Below are 20356 nucleotides of genomic sequence, written 5' to 3' on the forward strand. Positions count from 1 at the left end.
TTTTCAAACATAGTATTATGAGCATACCAGCAAATTTAAAGTACACAAAAGATCACGAATGGGTTAGCATCGATGGAGATGTTGCAACAGTAGGAATTACTCATTTTGCTCAAAAAGAATTAGGAGATATTGTGTATGTTGAAGTAGAAACTTTAGATCAGACATTAGATAAAGACGAAGTTTTTGGAACTGTTGAGGCTGTAAAAACGGTTTCTGATTTGTTTTTGCCTTTAACTGGAGAAATCATTGCTTTTAACGAAGATTTAGAGAGTACTCCGGAAGCAGTAAACTCTGATCCATACGGAGCAGGATGGATGATTAAAATAAAAATTGCTAACGCTTCAGAAATTGATTCATTGTTGTCAGATGAAGCATACAAACAACTTATAGGTGCCTAAACAACTGCTTTTATTGTGGGCTGTAATTTGCTCAGGAATCATTACCTATTTTTGTCTGACAGACTCAAGTAATATTCCGGTGGTAAATTTTCCTAATACCGATAAAATAGTACATTTTTGTTTTCACTTTGGATTTACAATATCGTGGATTTTGTTTTTCAAAAAAGAATTTAAAGGAAAGAGTACAGATGATTATCAGGCCTATTTGATTTCATTTATATTTTCAGTTTTTTTTGGAATAACAATTGAGATATTGCAAGGTATTTTTACCAAAACAAGAGTCGCAGATATTGTAGATATTTTAGGTAATGCAATTGGAGCTACAGCAGCTATTTTTGCTGCAATAGCTTTTAAGAAGCAAATCGATAAGATATAAAGATAAAAAATCCCACTTCGGTGGGTTTTTTTATTTTCTGAATTTAAAATGTATTTTTGCCTTAATTTCTAGTAATTGTAAAAGCATGAATATTAAACAATATTTAGATTCTACGTATTTAAAAACCGCTTTTCAGACCGGAATTTCGGAAACTGAAAACGAGATTGTGGTCAAAAATGCGATTAAGGAAGCAATTGATGAAGGTTTTAAGCTGATTATGATTCGTTCAGAATACGTAGCTTTAGCCAGAGAAATGATTTTACAAGCGAATTCGAATCTGAATGTAGGAACGGTTATAGATTTTCCGGAAGGTAAATCAAGTTTGGAAACGAAGGTTAAAGAAGCAAATGAAGCAATAGCAAATGGTGCAGATGATCTGGATTTTGTTTGTAACTACGAAGCCTTTAAAAACGGAGATACTGAATTAGTAAAACAAGAGGTTTTAGTTGCGACACAAATAGGATTAGCGAATAATAAAACAGTTAAATGGATTATTGAAGTTGCGGCTTTAAGCGATAAAGAAATTATTCAGCTTTCATCGTTGATAAAAAATATTGTTATCTCAAATTTTAAAGAGGAAGATTATGCTTCGGTTTTTGTTAAATCATCAACCGGATTTTATAAAACTGATGATAATTCGCCAAATGGAGTTACGATTCCGGCAATTATTATGATGTTAGAAAATGCATCGCCTTTGCCAGTAAAGGCAGCCGGAGGAGTTAAATCATACGAAGAAGCAATTGAAATGATTCGTTTAGGAGTTAAACGCATCGGAACTTCATCGGCAAAAGCAATTGCAAATGGAGGAAATATCCCAAATCAATACTAATGAAAATCAAAAATATTTTGAATAAAAGTTTTTTAACTTTTTGTCTGACATTGTTATCAATATCTGTTTTTTCGCAGGAAACGAATAAATCTTCAGTAAAATCAGGTTTTACTGCCGAGCGTTTTCCGGTTTTTCCTAATTGTGAAAATTTAGAATCTAAAAATTTAGAAAATTGTTTTTATAAAGAAGTTCATGATTTTGTTTATCAAAACTTTGAAGTTCCTGAAAATTTGAAACAGGCAAATTACAAAGGTGAGGTCAAAGTGTTGTTTGAAGTTGATGCAAAAGGAGACTTTAAAGTAATTTATGTTAACGCAACAAATGATGATTTAGCAATTGAAGCAAAACGTATTTTTGGTAAACTTCCAAATATCAAGCCATCGACCTATAATGGAATTGCGACTTATTCTAAATATACGATTTTAATAGATTTACCATTAAAAAGCTCAGAACAAATTGCTGCGGAAGCTTTGGTTGCTGCCGAAATTTTAAAACCCACAGAGAAACCAATGACAGAGCTGGATAGTATAGTGTATAAAAAATACAATAATCCTGAATTCGAAAGTCATTTAAACATTCCTTTTTCTCATAGCTATTATGCACAATTTGATGGTGCTTTGAATCAGGTGGGGAGTAATAATCATACGGCTTCAAAGCCCTATACTTATGCTGAAGTTTCAAAATATTACAATCTTAAAGCAGTAAACGAATCGCTTCAAAAAAAGACTTCTACCTGGTTAGGAAGAAAATGGTGGAATGAAAATATGGTTCAGATTCAGGGCGAAGATTATTGGTTGTCCTTAAATCCAATTGTAGATCTGCAAATGGGTAAAGCTTCAGACCTTGATGCATCCTATACTTATGTAAATACACGTGCTATAAATTTTAGAGGGGGATTAGGAAAACAGATAAATTTTACAACAACTATTTTTGAAAGTCAGGGAAGATTTGCCGGGTATTTTAATGATTATGCGAATTCTTTAAAGCCATCAGGCGGAAATCCGGCTATTATTCCGGGTGTCGGAATTGCAAAACAATTTAAAACCGACTCGTATGATTTTCCTTTAGCTGAAGCAAATATAACATATACACCCAGTAAAATTTTTGATTTTCAGCTAGGTTATGGAAGGAATTTTATTGGTGACGGGTATCGGTCTTTGCTGGAAAGTGACGGGGTAAGTCCATATCCTTATTTTAAAATCAATACTACCTTCTGGAAAATAAAATATACCAATACGTATATGTGGCTTAAAGATGTTCGGCCTGATGTTACGGTTGATAAAACGTATGCTTCAAAATATATGGCAAACCATTATCTGAGCTGGAATGTTTCAAATAAATTAAATTTAGGTTTTTTTGAATCAGTAGTCTGGACAGATACCAATAATAGAGGTTTTGATGTGAATTTTGTTAATCCGATTATTTTTTATCGTTCTGTTGAGTTTGGTTCTTCTTCAAAAAGCGGAAATGCTCTTTTAGGAATTACATCTAAATATAAATGGAATAATAATATTAATTTATATGGTCAGTTTTTGATTGATGAATTTTCATTTGGAGATATAAAAGCAGGAGATAATAGCTGGAAAAATAAACTGGGTTATCAGATAGGGGCTAAGTATTACGATGCTTTTAAGATAAAAGATTTATTATTACAGATAGAATATAACCATGTGCGTCCTTATGTGTATTCGCATAGTGCTGCTATTACTAATTATGCACATAATAATCAGAGTGTCGGACATCAATGGGGTGGTAATTTTGAAGAATTCGTTGTTGTCGGACGTTATCATAAGGGACGTTATTATGCTGATGCGAAATTGAATGTCGGCAAAAGAGGTTTTGATTTTGATACAACAGAAGACTCTTTTAATTACGGAGGGAATATTTATAAAAGTTATGATAGCAATCGTCCTTATGATACTAATGTGAAAGTAGGTCAGGGAAATAAAACTAATATTTTTATTGCAGATGTACAGGCCGGGTACCTGATAAACCCAATGACTAATCTGAAGCTTTTTGGAAGCTTTATCTATAGAAATTTTGATCCGATGCAAAATACGGTAACTACTTTTAAGCAAAGTACAACCTGGTTTACGATAGGATTGCGTTCGGATGTCTTTAATTGGTATTTTGATTATTGATATTTAATAAGATTTTTCGAGATAATTGTGTTAAAGATTTGCAAGTCCTTATTTTGTAAAGGTTTTTATTGAAAAATCTAATTTTATAGTTCAGAAATCTATAATCTAATTTGTACATTTGCACCACTCAAAAAAAATAGACAAACAATTACTGTATTGAACGCTGCTAAAAATACAATTTCACTTAAATCAATATTTCTGGATTTCAAAGAAATTACAAAAGCTGGTTTGGCTATCAGTGTTTTGTTTTCGTCTATAGCGGGGTATTTGTTAGGTGTAAATAGTGAGAACCCTTTTCAGTGGAATGTTTTAGCTGTTTTGATGGTTGGAGGTTATTGTATGGTTGGGGCTTCAAATGCCTTTAATCAGGTAATAGAAAAAGATATTGATTCTTTAATGGATCGAACTAAAAACCGTCCAGTTCCTTCAGGGCGTATGTCTCCAAAAGTAGCTTTGCTTGTGGCAAGTTTACTTACCATCGCAGGAATTGCTTTATTGTATACGATAAATGCAAAGTCTGCAATGTTTGCGGCAATTTCGATATTTTTATATACGAGTATTTATACTCCTTTAAAAACGGTAACTTCGTTATCTGTTTTTGTAGGCGCTTTTCCAGGGGCGATACCCTTTATGTTAGGATGGGTTGCGGCAACAGGAGAATTTGGAATAGAAGCCGGAACTTTGTTTTTAATTCAGTTTTTCTGGCAGTTCCCTCATTTTTGGGCCATTGGCTGGTTTTTATATGAAGATTATGAAAAGGCTGGGATTTTTATGCTTCCAACCGGGAAAAAAGACAAAGGAACAGCCTTACAGGTTATTTTATATACAGTTTGGCTGATTATTTCTTCATTATTGCCGGTATTAGGATATACAGGACAATTGTTTCTTACACCAATTGCTGCAATTTTGGTGTTTTTGTTAGGTGTATGGATGCTGTTTTATGCAGTTCGTTTGTATCAATTGAGAACATCAAAGGCTGCAAGAACATTAATGCTGGTAAGTGTTTCGTATATTTCTTTATTGCAGATTGTGTATATAGTAGATAAATTTTTAAGATAGTTATGGAAATGACAATGAAAATAAGTGAAGAACAAGTGCAAAAATCAAAATCTGCAAAATTGATTTTGTTGTTTGCAATGGTTAGTATGACCATGATGTTTGCTGGGCTTACGAGTGCATTTGTGGTAAGTAAATCAAGAGCAGACTGGTTGAAGGATTTTCAGATACCAACTGCGTTTTATTTTAGTACTGCAGTTATTATTGGCTGTAGTATTGCTTTTTATTTAGCAAAAAAAGCAATTGAAAAAGGAAATAGAAATGCAACTTCTGCTTTTCTTTTAGGAACATTTGCTATGGGAATTGCTTTTGTGGTTTTACAATTTAGAGGTTTTGGACAAATCATCGAAAGCGGTTATTATATGACAGGACAAGGTAGTTCAATTACTACAACTTTTCTTTATGTAATTGCGCTAATGCACCTATTACACTTAGCTGGCGGATTAATTTCGCTTTTAATTATAATTTATAATCATTTTAAACAAAAATACAATTCAACTCAAACTCTTGGTATAGAACTAGGTGCGATGTATTGGCACTTTTTAGATCTTTTGTGGGTATTATTATTTTTGTTTTTATATTTCTTTAAATAAGAAAAAAACGTAAATTTGGGAACTTTTTAACGAATAATTTTTATGGGAGCGACAGTTACTACTGCAAATAACGACGAAAAAACTTGGGGAGGCGGAGAGGATATCCAGCCATTAGGAGCAAGTTATGGTAAAATGATGATGTGGTTTTTTATCGTATCAGATGCCTTAACATTCTCTGGATTTCTTGCTGCTTACGGTTTTTCAAGATTTAAATTTATTGAAACATGGCCATTGGCTGACGAAGTGTTTACTCACTTTCCATTTATGCATGGTGTTTCGGCTCCGATGTACTATGTGGCCTTAATGACTTTTATTTTGATTTTCTCATCTGTAACTATGGTTTTAGCTGTTGATGCCGGTCATCAATTGAAAAAAACAAAAGTTGCTGTATATATGTTCTTAACAATCATTGGAGGTTTTATTTTCGTGGGTTCTCAGGCCTGGGAGTGGAAAAATTTCATTAAAGGTGAGTACGGAGCAGTTGAAACATCAGGAGGAAGTTTATTGCAGTTTGTAGATAAAGACGGAAAAAGAGTTGCGCTTGCAGATTTTGCAGTAAAATTGCCGGAACAAAGAGAAGCTCTAACAAGAAGCCATTCAACCTGGTTTATGGAAGACGCTGAAACAGAGCCAACGTACACAGTTGCTGAAATTCAGGCTGGTTTTGAAGCTCATCCTGAATTATTGATTAGAACTGAACAGCTTACTGAAAAAAAGAAAAAAACAGTATTAACAAGAGCTGAATCTGAGTCTCGTTTAAGTACTGCAAAATATGTAGTAGAAGGAGCAAACTTAACAAGAAACGAATACGGAAGTAAATTATTTGCTGATTTCTTCTTCTTTATCACTGGATTCCACGGATTCCACGTTTTCTCTGGAGTTATTATCAATATCATTATTTTCTTTAATGTGTTATTAGGAACTTACGAGAAAAGAAGAAGCTACGAAATGGTAGAGAAAGTTGGTTTATACTGGCACTTTGTAGATTTAGTTTGGGTATTTGTATTTACAGTTTTCTACTTAGTTTAATTTTAGATTTTAATTATTATGTCACACGAGCACGTATCAAATACAAAAAGAATCTGGTTTGTTTTTGCATTATTATCAGCAGTAACTATTGTAGAAGTTATTCTTGGTATTTATAAGCCAGCATCATTAGAGTTTAGTCATTTTTTAGGCTTGAATTTGTTAAATTGGATATTTTATATCCTGACAATTTTTAAAGCATATTATATTGTATGGGCATTTATGCACATGGAAGGTGAAAAAAGCAGTCTTAGATGGTCTGTTGTATCACCAGTTATCTTCCTGGTTTTATATTTATTGTTTATTCTCTTAACAGAAGGACATTATATTTATGGGGTTTTTAAAGATTCTACTATTAAATGGAATTTTTAACATGATATTAATTCGAAAAGAAGCTCCGTTTAACGGAGCTTTTTTTATTTTTGTATCTCAATAATTTCCGCACTTATAATGAAAAAAAATATAGTTCTCTTTGTACTTTTTGTTTTGCCAATTGTTGCCTATTTATTTTTTGCTTCAGGCGTAAATAGTTTTACAACACTCCCTGTAATTACGCCAAAAATTAGTGATTTTGGAAATTGGGAATCCTTAAACGGTAAAAAAGTTTCACTCGACAAAAAGATTACGGTTTTAGGTTTTGCAGGTTCCGATATTTTAAACAATCGTGGTAATTATTTTAATTTAAACGAAAAAATTTACAAGCGTTATAACGGTTTTGAAGACCTTCAGTTTGTCGTTTTATGCCCGCTTGGAACCGAGAAAGAAGCTCAGAAAATTGTAGATGCTTTATCTCCTTTTACGGATGTGAAAAACTGGAATTTTGTTTTTGCATCAAATGAAGATATTCAGAAGTTTTATAATCAATTGCATTTAAAAGCAAAGCTGGATAAAAACCTTGGAACTTCTAATGTTTTTATCATTGATAAAGAAAGAAACCTTCGAGGAAGAAAAGGAGGGAATAAAGACAAAAAAGAAGAATACAAAGAAGGCTATAACACTTTTCATCCATCAGAGTTAAGCAACGAGATGCTGGATGATTTTAAGATTATTTTGTATGAATACCGTGCCGCACTTAAAAAGAATCACAATGCTACTAAACAACTTTAAATAAAACCGGGATGTTTAAAAACAAATCATATATTGGAATTTCGTTTATTATTTTAATCTTCGGAATTTATGCAGTGCCTAAAATTGTTGATAGAATAAAAAATGGTGAAGTTGTAAAAAACCACCGTTTGGATAATGCAGGTTCTAAAACTTCAAAATCGGATGCTAAATTAGTAACAATTGGTCCATCTCCAAAATTTGAATTGACCAATCAGGACAACGTTAAAATTTCAAATGAAACATACAAGGGTAAAGTGTATGTTTTAGAATTTTTCTTTACAACTTGTCCTTCAATTTGTCCAAAGATGAATATGAGTATGTTGGAAATTGAAAAAACCTTTTTTGGTAACCCTAATTTTGGAATCGTTTCCATAACAATTGACCCGGCACATGATACCCCGCAAGTTTTAAAAGATCACAGAAAATTATTAGGAGTTAAATCATCAACATGGAACTTTTTAACAGGAGATAAAGCGACTATCATGGATTTGTCTAATAAGGGATTTAATCTGTATGCCGGCGAAAATGTCAAAGTGAGTGGAGGATTTGAGCATTCAGGATTATTTGCTTTGATTGATAAAGAAGGAAACATTCGTTGTAGGAAAGATGATTTTGGAAATCCAATTTTATATTACGACGGATTAGACAAAAAAGGAGTTAGGGATATTCAGCAGGACATTAAAATATTATTAGAAGAATAAAAAATGGAAGATCATTCATTAGAAAAAAAATACAATAAATTTATTATTGCCGTTTCAATTGTAATTCCGGTTGTAGTAGCTATTTTGTTTGGTGTTAAACTTAAAGATTTTGGATACGATGTAGAACCGCTTTCATTTTTGCCTCCAATATATGCAACGATAAACGGTATTACAGCTGTTGTTTTAGTTTTGGCTGTTGTTGCAATTAAAAAAGGAAATCAGAAGGTTCATGAGCGTTTAATGACTACTGCAATTGCTTTGTCAGTTGCATTTTTAGTAATGTATGTTGCGTATCATATGACGGCTGATTCAACAAAATTTGGAGGAGAAGGATTTGTTAAGTTAATCTATTTCTTTATTTTGATTACTCACATATTATTGTCGATTGCTATTATTCCTTTGGTTTTAATTACTTATGTAAGGGCTTTGGCAAAACGATTTGACAGGCATAGAAAGATTGCTAAAATTACGTTTCCGCTTTGGTTATATGTTGCGGTGACAGGTGTTGTGGTGTATTTGATGATTTCTCCTTATTATGCTTAATATGCAAAATACAATAACGAATAAAGAAAATAGAATAGCGTATAGAAGTATAGCTGCGAGTTTGGTCTCAAAGAAATATTTCTATATTCTATTTTCTATATTCTTTTCTCTCGCTGCAAATGCTCAATGTGCAATGTGTCGTGCTGCTCTTTCGGGAGAATCAAACATTAAAAAAGCTGAGGCAGTAAATGACGGAATTGTTTATTTAATGGTAATTCCGTATTTGCTTGTCGCTATAATTGGAGTTTTAATTTATAGGATGTATCAATCAAAAAAGAAAAAGACCGAATAATTTTTTTCGATTTTTTTCTTTTAAATTCAATCTAGTGTGGTATTTTTAAATTTTGTAAAAAAAATATTCAAGGTATTGATTTTAAGATGATTTAATCTCTCTTAATCCTTTTGGCTTTAAGACTTTTAAACTTTCGACTTACTTATTTCAATCCATCAACCGAAACACTTACAGTTCCGTTTATTTTGATAAAAGCAATAATCGCCTGATTGGTTAATTGAATTTTATCAAACTGAATGTCTTCCATTTTTCCATTAATGAAAACTCCGGGCATTGGGGTGTAATTTTTAAGATAAACAGCTATGTTTTTTTTGCCCTCATCTAAGTTGGATTGTATTGAATAACGACAGCTTTCTTCCATTTTTTTTAAGATATAACCGTGAGTAAGCCAGTTTGCTGTTCGCATCAATTTACTTTTTGTATCCAATACATAATCCAGTTTGTCGAAATAAATTTCTTTAGTCTGAGGATTGTATTGAGGAAATCCGTTTAAATAAATGGTTCCGTTTACAGATCCTAAAACATCAAGGGCAATTACCATTTTTCCGTCTTTATGCCAAATTTCAACATTTTTTACCGTGACTTTTTTGCTTCCGGAACCAAATTCCTGACCTGCAAAATTTTTAGTCATAATTTTTGAAGCATCAACATAACTTGATATTGCAGCAATATTAGTTGTAATTTGATTTGGAATTTTTGCTACCGGTTTCAAAACGATTTTTGAAGCATTAAATTTTGATTCGGGTTGTTTGCCAATAAGAGTTTCCATATTGCATTTCATTCCCATATCCAATAAAAACAAATCGTTTTTAAGTTTTGCGTTGGTAGAATAGATTTCTAAAGGAACAATCCGCAACCAGGTTTCATAAGTTTCATTCATTTGAAAAGGGGTACAGATTTTTTCTAAAGCAGATAAAACATTCGGTTTAAAATCCATTGATTTTTCAATAGCCTCGTCGATGCTTTTTTCAATTTTTGATTTAAAAATAGAAATCGCCGGATTTGCTAAATATGTGATTGGCATATTTTTTCCAAAAACAGTCATTGTTGGACTTTCGTTCCAGTCAAGAGATTTGAATTCTGTTTTTGTATTGAGTTTCCAGTTTGTTAATGCCACTTCACTCGACAAAGTAATCACGCCATTCAAATTGAATTCACGTACATCGTAAAGTTCGACACCTAGTTTTTTGGTTCCAATTCTGTATTTAATGTTTGCTTTTAAAGGCAAAATGGTTTTTATCTTTTTATCTGCATTTGCCGGGTCATTTTGAATTTTGATTGGAGCCTGTTTCCAGACTTTTATTTCGATGTCATCATCTTCAATATCATTATCTTCGTAAATCAGTCCGTTTAAAAGCGTGTTGGTTTGATTTTCAATATCTTTTAGTTTAACGGTAATAGGCAAATTAATAAATGACGGATTACTGTCATAAATTAAAGGACTTGCATCATCCGGTTCAGGTTTTAAAGTGGCCAGCTTTTGAGAAGTCGAGCAGCTAACCAATAATGTTAAGATTATGAAAAGAACTGAAGAAGAAAGAAATTTCATTTGAACGGTTTTAGTGAGGCAAAATTAAGAAAACAATTATATTCTTTGAAAAAAGTGTAACAATTAGTCGATAATGTAGTCTTATTTTAAAAGTCAGAAGAAATTTATTAACTTTTCCTTACCATAAAATGCGTAATTAAAATGTTATTATTGTCTTAAATTCAGCAGTATTATGATTGAAATCAAAGATTTGCATAAATCCTATAAAATGGGAAGTTCAGAATTGCACGTATTAAAAGGAATAAATTTTAATATAGAAGAAGGCGAGCTAGTTGCTATAATGGGATCTTCCGGTTCCGGAAAATCAACGCTTCTTAATATTTTAGGAATTCTGGATGAAGCAGACTCAGGCAGTTATATTCTGGATAAAACACCTATAAAAAAACTTAACGAAACTATCGCTTCAAGATATCGAAATAAATTTCTGGGATTTGTTTTTCAGTCTTTCAATTTAATAAATTATAAAACTGCATTGGACAATGTTGCCATGCCGTTGTATTATCAGGGTGTTAAAAGAAAAGAACGTTATGATATTGCGATGAAATATCTTGAGAAAGTTGGTCTTGGATCTCATTCGCACCATTTGCCAAATGAGCTTTCAGGTGGGCAAAAACAGCGTGTTGCCATTGCAAGAGCCTTGGCATCCAATCCAAAAGTTTTACTGGCTGATGAGCCAACAGGTGCTTTAGATACAAAAACTTCGTATGAAGTTATGGAACTTATTCAGGGGATTAATGATGAAGGGAAGACCATTTTGATTGTTACTCACGAACCGGATATTGCTGCAATGTGCAAAAGAAATGTAGTTCTGAAAGACGGATTAATCATTGATGATAAAAAGGTAGAACAAGTTAGAGCTTCAGCGTATGTTTAATATTGAGCGTTGGCAGGAAATATTCGAAGCAATCTCCAAAAATAAGTTAAGAACATTTCTTACCGGAATTTCTGTGGCTTCAGGGATTTTTATTTTAGTGATTTTATTGGGTGCAGGTAAAGGGCTTCAAAATGGAATTGAAAAGCAATTTGAGAATGATGCCAAAGGAATCATTGAAGTTTGGTCTGAAAAAACAACAAAGGAATATAAAGGGTTAAATCCGGGAAGAGAAATTCAGTTAAGAAATAGTGATTATGAACTTTCTTCAAAAAAATTTGATACCGAGATTGATAAAAAAACGTCTATTCGAAACACTTGGGGAGGAATCATAAGTTATGGAAAAGAATCCGGAAATTATCAGTTTAGAGGGGTAAGCCCTGATTATTTGTTCCTTGAAAATGCAACGATTGTTAATGGGCGCTTTATCAATAGCAATGATGTGAAAAATAATGAAAAGGTTGCTGCGATTGGTTTGAAAGTAAAGCAAGATCTGTTTAAAGAACAGGATCCGATAGGAAAAGAGATTTTAATCAATGGTATAAATTTTAAAGTAATTGGAGTTTTTATGGATCCTTCGGGAGAGCGTGAAGAATCCAGAGTTTATATGCCAATGACCACCAATCAGCGTGCTTACGGAGCTGGTGATAAAATAACAGGAATGCAGTTTGTGCTCAATAAAAAAGACAATTATGATGAAGCTTTGGCGCAGTCTAAAAAATTTACTGAAGGCGTAAAAAAGCTTCTAAAAAGCAAAAACATCATTGCTCCTAATGACGAGAGTGCTATTGGAGTTTATAATTCTGTTGAAGAAGCCAAACAATTTTATGATTTAAATCTTTTTATCAGACTGTTTTTTTGGTGGGTAGGTATTTGTACTATTATCGCCGGAGTAGTGGGTGTAAGTAATATTATGCTTATTGTTGTAAAGGAAAGAACAAAAGAAATTGGAATTCGAAAAGCATTAGGCGCCTCGCCGTTTTCTATTATTTCTATGATTCTTCATGAATCTATTTTTATAACTACGATTGCAGGTTTTACAGGACTATTGGCAAGTCTTTTATTATTAGAATTTGTTGGGCCAATGGTTCAGAGTGAATATTTCAGGAATCCGGAAGTAGATTTTGGAGTGGCTTTAACAACACTTGTTTTACTTGTGTTTGCAGGAGCAATGGCTGGCTTTTTTCCGGCATACAGAGCTGCCAAAATAAAACCTATTGTAGCACTTAGAGACGAATAAATATGTTTAATAAAGATAATTGGGACGAGATTTTACAGGCTTTAACAGCTAATGTTTTCAGAACGGTTCTAACTGCATTTGGGGTATTTTGGGGTATATTTATTTTAGTAATATTGCTTGCAGCAGGAAACGGCCTGGAAAATGGTGTAAAAAAAGGTTTTGACGGGATAGCGACCAATACGATGTTTATGTGGAGTCAAACTACATCTAAGGCATATAAGGGTTTGCCAAAGGTGCGTCGATATGATTTTAGAAATAGTGATGTAATGTCCTTAAAACAGGCTTTCCCGGATTTATTATATGTTTCGCCACGAAATCAGTTAGGAGATTTTAATGGATCTAATAATGTAGTGCGGGGAACAAAAACGTCAGCTTTTACGATTTACGGAGATTATCCAGAACTGATTAAACAGCAGCCAATGGATATTATAAAAGGGCGTTTCTTAAATCAACAGGATATCCTTGAAAGAAGAAAAATTGCAGTAATAGGTAAAGGTGTTATAGCGGAACTTTATGGAAAAGAAGAGGAGGCCGTTGGGACTTATGTGAAAATCAACGGAATTAATTTTATGGTTGTTGGTGTTTATAAGTCTAAGCAACAAGGAGGAAATGCAGAGCAGGACCAAAAAAATATTTTTATTCCTTTTACTACTTTTCAGCAGGCTTTTAATTACGGAGATAAAGTAGGATGGATGGCACTTACAGCAAAAGATGAAACATCGATTACAGAGCTAAAACCAAAGATTCTGGAAAAAATAAAAGCACTTCACTCTGTAAATCCAAAAGATGAGCGTGCTGTTGGGAACTTTGATTTATACGAGCAGTATAATAAAGTACAGAGTCTTTTTAATATTTTAAAAATCATTGCGTATTTTGTAGGAACTTTGGTTTTAATATCCGGAGTAATTGGTATATCAAATATTATGCTTATTGTAGTAAAAGAAAGAACAAAAGAGATAGGAATTCGCCGGGCTTTGGGAGCTACACCCGCTGCTATCAGAGGACAGATTTTGTCAGAATCCATATTTTTAACCATCATTTCAGGTATGTTAGGAATTGCTGTAGCGACAGGGCTTATTGCGCTTTTAAATATGTTTTTAGATTCAATGCCGCCAAACAGCAATACCATGTTTGCAAATCCAAGCGTAGATTTAAGAGTTGTATTTGTCGCCTTATTAATCCTTATTGGTTCAGGATTATTGGCAGGATTTATACCGGCACAAACCGCAATTAATGTAAAACCGGTAGACGCTTTAAGAACAGAATAAATTATCAATCAAAATATAATCGAATTAACAACAAACAAAATGAAAAAAGGAGTAACCGTAACCATTTTAATCTTTATTGCTATCGTTTTCTTTGGCGCACTTTACTATCTGTATGCTAAAAATCAAGAGTCGCCAGTTATATTTAAAACAGAAAAGGCAGAAATTAAAACGATTGTAAAAAATACTATTGCTACCGGTAATATCCAGCCAGATGAAGAAGTGCTTATAAAACCAAATATCTCCGGAATTATTGAAGCTGTTTACATTAAAGCCGGTGAAAAAATCAAAGCCGGAGATATGATTGCAAAGATAAAAGTTGTTGCAAATGTATCTAATGTAAGTAGTACTCAAAATCAGGTTCAAACTGCTAAAATAGCATTGGATAATCAGGAAAAAATCTATCATAGACAAAAAACGTTGTTTGAAAAAGATGTAATTTCTGCGAATGATTTTGATGCGGCTCAGTTAGCTTATAAACAGGCAAAACAAAATTATCTGTCAGCAAAACAAAGTCTTGATATTGTAAAAACAGGAACAACATCGTCGTTAGGAAGCTATGCCAATACACTGATTCGTTCTACTGTTAACGGAATGGTTTTAGACGTGCCTGTAAAAGTTGGAAATCAGGTTATTGAAAGTAATAATTTTAATGAAGGAACCACAATAGCAAGCGTTGCAGATGTTGGAAGAATGATTTTTGTTGGAAAAATTGACGAGTCTGAAGTAGGGAAAATAAAAGAAAAAATGCCTATTGAAATTACTGTTGGAGCAATTGAAAATAAAAAATTCAACGCTGTTTTAACATACATAGCCCCAAAAGGTGTAACTGAAAACGGAGCTATTCAATTTGAGATTAAAGCTTCTTTAGAAAACAGAGATGCTACTTTTATAAGGGCTGGTTTAAGTGCGAATGCTTCTATTATTTTAGAAAAAGCGGATAAGGTTTTGGCAATAAAAGAATCGTTGGTTCAATTTGATAAAAAAACACAAAAACCTTATGTAGAAATTGAAACGGCTCCTCAAAAGTTTCAAAGAAAAGATATAGTTCTGGGAGTAAGTGACGGAATTTACGTTCAGGTAAAAAGCGGAATTAAATCTTCGGATAAAATTAAAATCTGGAATCAGGGATTGATCAGTGAAGGAGAAGGTGAAAAAAAATAATTTGAAAGGATAAGAAATTTTTGGGTTTATAAAATGTTAAATTTGCGTGGTTTTTTTTGCTATGCTTTCATTCAAAAATATATGAAAATAAATAAATATAATAGTCTTGTTTTTGCTTTTTTACTAGGCTTTGGACTCTCTGGAAATGCACAATCTAAAAAATGGACTTTAGAAGAATGTGTGCGATATGCAATGGATAATAATATTTCTATTAAACAATCTGAGTTAGATATTGCAAATTCTAATATTGATAAAAAAATAGCTGTTGGAAGCTATCTGCCATCTATTAATGGTAGTGCTTCACATTCCTGGAATATTGGTTTGAACCAGAATATTACAACCGGTTTATTAGAAAATCAGACTACTCAATATTCATCTCTTGGAATTAATGCCGGAGTTGATATTTATAAAGGTTTGCAAAACCAAAACAATTATCGAAAAGCAAAACTTTCAATTATTGCGTCAAGATATCAGTTGGTTAAGATGCAGGAAGATATTGCTTTGAATGTGGCAAATGCTTTTTTAGATATTCTTTTCAATAAAGAAAATTTAAAAGTGAAACAAGAACAATTGGCTATCGACGAAAAACGTTTTGCGCGTTCTGAAGAAATGGTAAATGCAGGGACAATTCCGCGTGGAGATTTATTTGATTTAAAAGCGACTATCGCAACAGATAAACAAGGTATAATCGTTGCAGAAAACACATTGTTAATTTCTAAATTGAGTTTGGCACAATTGCTACAGTTAAAAGAATTTACTGAATTTGATATAATTGATGATACTGATGTAAAAGATGAAAACGGTATTATGTTACAAAATCCTGTTGATATTTATAATAAAGCAAAAGAAATTAGAACGGATCTAAAAATTGCCCAAACGAATTTAGAAATAGCTCAAAAAAATGTTTCTATTGCAAAAGGAGCTTATCAACCTACTTTGACGGCTTTTTATAGCTTCAATACCAGAGCAAGTTATTCTGATATTGTCACAGGGTCAGTTTTAAATTCCGCAAATCCAACTTCTCAAATTGGTTTTGTGGAAGGGACGAATCAATCGGTATTAACAAATAATTTTTCACCCATTTTAGGGCATCCTGATTCTGTTTTAAATCAATTTAATGATAATAAAGGGCATTCATTTGGTCTTCAGTTGTCAATTCCAATATTGAATGGGTTGTCTACACGATATAATATACAACGTAATAAAGTAAGTTTAGAGAAATCCAAAATAGATTTAGAACAAAAAAGTTTAGATTTGCAACGTAACGTTTATACAGCTTTTACAGATGCAAAAGGAGCATTAAATACGTATGAATCATCTACAATAACTTTAGAAGCAAGACAACAGGCTTATAATTTTTCTAAAGAAAAATACGATGTTGGTTTAATGAATTCATTCGATTTTACTCAGGCGCAGACTTTGTTAACCAATGCACAGTCAGATGTTATCAGAGCAAAATATGATTACATGTTCAAAATAAAAATACTTGAATTCTACTTTGGAATTCCGATTGTTCCAATTATCAAAAACTAATTTATTATGTCAAAAAAAACAATTTATTTCTTAATTGGTGGTGCGGTAATTATAATTACAGCTTTAGTAGGACTTTCGAAATCGGGAGTGATAGGAAATAAGGACGAGGGCAAAGAAGTAGAAATATCAAAAGTAGTCGCTTCGACAATTGTTGAAACAGTTTCGGCTACAGGTAAAATTCAGCCGGAAATAGAAGTTAAAATTTCACCTGAAGTTTCAGGAGAAATTATTTTATTGAATGTAAAAGAAGGTCAGGTGGTTAAAAAAGGAGATTTATTGGTAAAAATAAATCCTGATTTATATACCTCTAGTTATAATCGTTCTGTTTCTAATTTATCCGGAAGCAAAGCTGGTTTGACACAATCTGAAGCTAGTTTTAAAGAAGCAAAAGCAAATTACGATCGAAATAAAACCTTGTATGATAAAGGCGTTATTTCAAAGTCTGACTGGGATAAGGCAATCGCTTCTTTTGAAGTTGCTAAAGCGACCAGACAAAGTTCGTATTATAATGTTCAAAGTGCTTCTGCGTCAGTAAATGAAGCAAAAGACAATTTAGGTCGTACTACAATTTATGCACCTGCTGATGGTACAATCTCAGTATTGAATGTAGAGTTAGGCGAACGTGTTTTAGGAACGCAACAAATGGCCGGAACTGAACTTTTAAGAGTAGCGAACCTTAATAATATGGAGGTTGAAGTTGATGTCAATGAAAATGATATCGTAAAAATAAAAATTGGAGATGAAGCCAATGTTGAAGTAGATGCTTATCTAAAAAAGAAATTTAAAGGTGTAGTAACCAGTATTTCTAATTCGGCAAGTACTGCTTTGACGTCAGATCAGGTAACTAACTTTAAGGTAAAAGTTAGGATTTTAAAAGAATCCTATCAGGATTTACTTGAAGGAAAACCGGCTTCTTATTCGCCATTTAGACCAGGAATGACGGCTACAGTAGATATTATTACAACAACCAAAACAAATGTTTTGGCAGTGCCTATTAGTTCTGTTGTTGTAAAATCAGATACTACTGCTGTGAAAGATTTTAAGGTTGAAGATCCAAACGAGAAAAAAGCAGTACCCAAAAGCGATAAAAAGTTCGAATGCGTTTTTGTGAAAGTTGGTGATAAAGCAAAAATCAGAATTATCAAAACGGGAATTCAGGATGATACAAATATAGAGGTAATGTCAGGATTAAAGCCTGGGGATGTTGTTATCACAGGGCCTTATACGACAGTTTCTAAAGAGCTAAATTCTGGTGATAAGGTAAAGCTTAAAAAAGCTGAAGTTCCTAAGAAATAAACATAATATCTTAAAAATTGTCACCCTGAGGGAAGTGGAATGGACTCAGTCTGAATAAATAATTAACTTTAAAAATAAAACATTTTGGCTTTTATTCTCAATATCGAAACGGCTACCAAAAATTGTTCTGTATCCATTGCTAAAAATGGTGAAACCATTATATGCAAAGAAATTGCTGAAGAAGGGTATTCACATGCCGAAAAATTACATGTTTTTATTGAAGAAATAATTGCTGAAACTGAAATTTCAGTTCACGATTTAGTGGCTGTTGCTGTAAGTCAGGGGCCTGGTTCTTATACCGGTTTGCGAATTGGGGTTTCGGCAGCAAAAGGATTATGTTTTGCTTTAAATATTCCGTTGATTGCAGTAGATACTTTACAAACCTTGGCTTCTCAGGCTAATGTTTCTCAAGGAAAAATAATTCCGATGCTGGATGCCCGAAGAATGGAAGTTTACAGTGCCATTTTTAGTGCCGAATTAGAAATTGAAAGACCAATTTTGGCAGAAGTAATCGATGAATTTTCATTTAAAGATTTTACAGAAACGCTGTATTTTGTTGGTGACTGTGCAGAAAAATGCAAACCAGTTTTGACAAAAGAAAATTTTGTTTTTTTAGAAGATGTCAAATATCCTTCGGCAGCTGCAATGAGTAAAATTAGTTACGATAAATATCAAATAAGCGACACTGTTGATGTCGCTTATTTTGAACCTTATTATTTAAAAGATTTTATGATTACTACTCCAAAGAAGCAATAAAAAGATTTTATTTTTGAAGCGTGTAAGGCTGAATAGCGATTCCTGCTTCGTCTAAAGCTGCTTTGCAATTTTCTAAAGTATCCGAAAAAACAACACCAAAATTTTCATTTTTTGCCCAAGGACGAACGGCAAATTCTACAGAACTTGCTGTCAGGTTTTTTACAAAAACTTCAGGAGCTGGATTTTGTAGCACTTTAGGATTTTTGGTTAAAACTTCAGTAAGGATTTCTTTCGCTTTTTTTATATCTGAATCATAAGAAACAGCAAAAGTCAAATCGGCTCTTCTTTGTCCCTGCATCGAATAATTTATAATATTTCCGTTTGATAATGCCCCATTGGGCACAAAAACTGTTTGATTGTTTCCTGTTAGTATTTTGGTAACAAAAATTTGAATTTCGATTACTGTTCCAATAACGCCTTGTGCTTCGATGGTGTCTCCAAGTTTGAAAGGCTTGAAAAGAATAATCAGCATTCCGCCTGCAAAATTAGAAAGAGATCCCTGTAAAGACAAACCAACGGCAAGTCCCATAGCTCCTAAAATGGCTACGAAAGAAGAGGTTTCAATACCTAATTTTGAAATAAATGTTACAAATAACAATATTCTCAGCGCCCAAAGTAAAAAGTCTGCCAGAAATTTAGTCAGGGTTGGATCTAAATTTCGTTTAATCATAATTTTTCTTATCACTCTGTTGATAAGTCTAATGGCGTATAATCCGACAAATAAAATAAGTATTGCCGAAATAAATTTTGGAGAATAATCAATTAGAACATCAATAAATTTTGTTGCGTAATTGGTGAGTTGGTTTGGGTTGACTTCCATATTTTTAGATAAAAAAACCTTCCCAAATGAGAAGGTTAGAATTAATTTGTACAAATATAAAAACAATTATTTTTATACGAAAAGGTTACTATTTTATTCTTTGTCCGAAGTCTCATCTGTTGCTTCATCAACTGCTTTTTCGCTAACATCAAAAACGGTATCATTAGCTATTTGTTCGGTGTCTTTTTTAGATGTTGTTGTTTCTTTTATTGAATTGATAACCTCATGGATAGAATCGGAAGCTTTTTCAGTATATTCAGTTATAATGTCTTTTGCCTGATTTGCATATTCGGTTGCGTTTTCAAGTAATGGTTCAGAAGTTTCTTTTACTTTAGCGATTGTTTCGTCTGCAAAAACCTCCACTTTTTCAATATATGGACTAGTTGTTTCTTTGATTTTGGTAATTGTTTCGTTAGCAAAAGTTTCTGCTTGGTCCAAATAAGGTGCTGTAGTTTCTTTTACCTGTTCAAAAGTGCTTTCGGCTTGTGTCGCTAAATCGTTGGCAGATTCTTTAGCCGTTCCAAATAAATTCTTAAAAAATGATGATAATCCCATAGTTTTAATATTGATTAGTTTATTTTACAATATTAAATATTTTTTAGTGAATTGTGTCGTTTATTTCGTGTAATTTATTGAAAATGAATATTGTATATTTATAAAAAAAGCGTCTTCTTGTAGAGTGCACCCAAAAGTTTAGACGAATTTATAATTAAATTTGATAATAATGAGCTCGATATTGTATCGGGCTCATTCCTTTTAGATTTAGTTTTATTCTTTCATTGTTGTAATATTCTATATAC

23 protein-coding genes are annotated in these 20356 nt (G+C 32.7%); 19 read left to right on the forward strand and 4 right to left on the reverse strand.

Translation table 11 applies throughout. The annotated features are described in order from the left end of the window. Positions 1–17 precede the first annotated feature (17 nt). The 12 genes from gcvH to FLV_RS18695 all read left to right on the forward strand — a co-directional run bounded on the left by gcvH (position 18) and on the right by FLV_RS18695 (position 9062). Positions 18–398, forward strand: a complete 381-nt coding sequence (gcvH, locus tag FLV_RS18640; protein ID WP_243236205.1) for a glycine cleavage system protein GcvH — start codon at positions 18–20, stop codon at positions 396–398. Continuing rightward, entirely contained in the window at positions 391–774 is a 384-nt protein-coding gene (locus FLV_RS18645) for a VanZ family protein (RefSeq protein WP_243236207.1), read from the forward strand. Before gcvH ends, FLV_RS18645 begins: the two co-directional genes overlap by 8 nt. Before the next feature lie 85 nt (positions 775–859). Further along, positions 860–1603: a deoxyribose-phosphate aldolase gene (gene deoC, locus FLV_RS18650; protein ID WP_243236209.1), complete on the forward strand. Its 744-nt coding sequence runs from the start codon at positions 860–862 to the stop codon at positions 1601–1603. After that, a complete protein-coding gene (locus tag FLV_RS18655) occupies positions 1603–3744 on the forward strand; it encodes a gliding motility protein RemB (RefSeq protein ID WP_243236217.1) in 2142 nt (713 codons plus the stop codon). Before deoC ends, FLV_RS18655 begins: the two co-directional genes overlap by 1 nt. A gap of 156 nt (positions 3745–3900) precedes the next feature. Then, positions 3901–4803 (forward strand): heme o synthase, encoded by a 903-nt coding sequence (gene cyoE / locus FLV_RS18660; protein WP_243236226.1) that lies wholly within the window; start codon positions 3901–3903, stop codon positions 4801–4803. A 2-nt stretch (positions 4804–4805) separates the two neighbouring features. Next, a complete protein-coding gene (locus FLV_RS18665; protein WP_243236227.1) occupies positions 4806–5393 on the forward strand; it encodes a heme-copper oxidase subunit III in 588 nt (195 codons plus the stop codon). A 42-nt stretch (positions 5394–5435) separates the two neighbouring features. Next, the gene (locus tag FLV_RS18670; RefSeq protein ID WP_243236230.1) at positions 5436–6422 is read left to right on the forward strand and encodes a cytochrome c oxidase subunit 3; all 987 of its coding nucleotides are present in this window, start codon (positions 5436–5438) and stop codon (positions 6420–6422) included. Positions 6423–6440: 18 nt separating this feature from the next. Next, the gene (locus FLV_RS18675; RefSeq protein WP_243236231.1) at positions 6441–6791 is read left to right on the forward strand and encodes a cytochrome C oxidase subunit IV family protein; all 351 of its coding nucleotides are present in this window, start codon (positions 6441–6443) and stop codon (positions 6789–6791) included. A 78-nt stretch (positions 6792–6869) separates the two neighbouring features. After that, positions 6870–7526 carry a hypothetical protein gene (locus FLV_RS18680; protein WP_243236232.1) on the forward strand — a complete coding sequence of 219 codons (657 nt, stop codon included), beginning with the start codon at positions 6870–6872 and terminating at the stop codon, positions 7524–7526. 11 nt (positions 7527–7537) lie between these two features. After that, positions 7538–8227, forward strand: coding sequence for an SCO family protein (locus FLV_RS18685; protein WP_243236233.1), 690 nt, complete (start codon positions 7538–7540; stop codon positions 8225–8227). A 3-nt stretch (positions 8228–8230) separates the two neighbouring features. Then, positions 8231–8770, forward strand: a complete 540-nt coding sequence (locus FLV_RS18690) for a DUF420 domain-containing protein (protein WP_243236234.1) — start codon at positions 8231–8233, stop codon at positions 8768–8770. 1 nt (position 8771) lies between these two features. Further along, positions 8772–9062 carry a hypothetical protein gene (locus FLV_RS18695; RefSeq protein WP_410745983.1) on the forward strand — a complete coding sequence of 97 codons (291 nt, stop codon included), beginning with the start codon at positions 8772–8774 and terminating at the stop codon, positions 9060–9062. 142 nt (positions 9063–9204) lie between these two features. On the opposite strand, the gene FLV_RS18700 is transcribed toward FLV_RS18695, so the two are convergent. Continuing rightward, the gene (locus tag FLV_RS18700) at positions 9205–10611 is read right to left on the reverse strand and encodes a DUF4403 family protein (protein WP_243236236.1); all 1407 of its coding nucleotides are present in this window, start codon (positions 10609–10611) and stop codon (positions 9205–9207) included. 172 nt (positions 10612–10783) lie between these two features. On the opposite strand from FLV_RS18700, the gene FLV_RS18705 reads away from it, so the two are divergent. From FLV_RS18705 to tsaB, 7 genes are all read left to right on the forward strand, one after another. After that, complete coding sequence (locus FLV_RS18705) at positions 10784–11485, forward strand: ABC transporter ATP-binding protein (RefSeq protein ID WP_243236237.1); 702 nt, start codon at positions 10784–10786, stop codon at positions 11483–11485. After that, positions 11478–12722 carry an ABC transporter permease gene (locus FLV_RS18710; RefSeq protein WP_243236238.1) on the forward strand — a complete coding sequence of 415 codons (1245 nt, stop codon included), beginning with the start codon at positions 11478–11480 and terminating at the stop codon, positions 12720–12722. The genes FLV_RS18705 and FLV_RS18710 overlap by 8 nt, the downstream gene beginning before the upstream one ends. A 2-nt stretch (positions 12723–12724) precedes the next feature. Further along, positions 12725–13990, forward strand: a complete 1266-nt coding sequence (locus FLV_RS18715) for an ABC transporter permease (RefSeq protein WP_243236239.1) — start codon at positions 12725–12727, stop codon at positions 13988–13990. A 39-nt stretch (positions 13991–14029) separates the two neighbouring features. After that, on the forward strand, positions 14030–15151 hold the full coding sequence (locus FLV_RS18720; protein ID WP_243236240.1) for an efflux RND transporter periplasmic adaptor subunit: 1122 nt from the start codon (positions 14030–14032) through the stop codon (positions 15149–15151). Positions 15152–15232: 81 nt separating this feature from the next. After that, entirely contained in the window at positions 15233–16684 is a 1452-nt protein-coding gene (locus FLV_RS18725) for a TolC family protein (RefSeq protein WP_243236241.1), read from the forward strand. Positions 16685–16690: 6 nt separating this feature from the next. Then, positions 16691–17980, forward strand: a complete 1290-nt coding sequence (locus FLV_RS18730; RefSeq protein ID WP_243236242.1) for an efflux RND transporter periplasmic adaptor subunit — start codon at positions 16691–16693, stop codon at positions 17978–17980. An 84-nt stretch (positions 17981–18064) separates the two neighbouring features. Beyond that, positions 18065–18736, forward strand: a complete 672-nt coding sequence (gene tsaB / locus FLV_RS18735) for a tRNA (adenosine(37)-N6)-threonylcarbamoyltransferase complex dimerization subunit type 1 TsaB (RefSeq protein ID WP_243236243.1) — start codon at positions 18065–18067, stop codon at positions 18734–18736. A gap of 7 nt (positions 18737–18743) precedes the next feature. On the opposite strand, the gene FLV_RS18740 is transcribed toward tsaB, so the two are convergent. The 3 genes from FLV_RS18740 to FLV_RS18750 all read right to left on the reverse strand — a co-directional run. Beyond that, positions 18744–19556, reverse strand: a complete 813-nt coding sequence (locus FLV_RS18740; RefSeq protein ID WP_243236244.1) for a mechanosensitive ion channel family protein — start codon at positions 19554–19556, stop codon at positions 18744–18746. Between the two features lie 93 nt (positions 19557–19649). Continuing rightward, positions 19650–20111, reverse strand: a complete 462-nt coding sequence (locus FLV_RS18745; RefSeq protein ID WP_243236245.1) for a YtxH domain-containing protein — start codon at positions 20109–20111, stop codon at positions 19650–19652. 154 nt (positions 20112–20265) lie between these two features. Then, positions 20266–20356, reverse strand: a 91-nt coding sequence (locus tag FLV_RS18750) for an IS3 family transposase (protein WP_243236248.1), incomplete at its 5' end; no start/stop codon positions are given.

It is taken from the genome of Flavobacterium pectinovorum (assembly GCF_022802975.1).
GTDB lineage: Bacteria > Bacteroidota > Bacteroidia > Flavobacteriales > Flavobacteriaceae > Flavobacterium > Flavobacterium pectinovorum_B.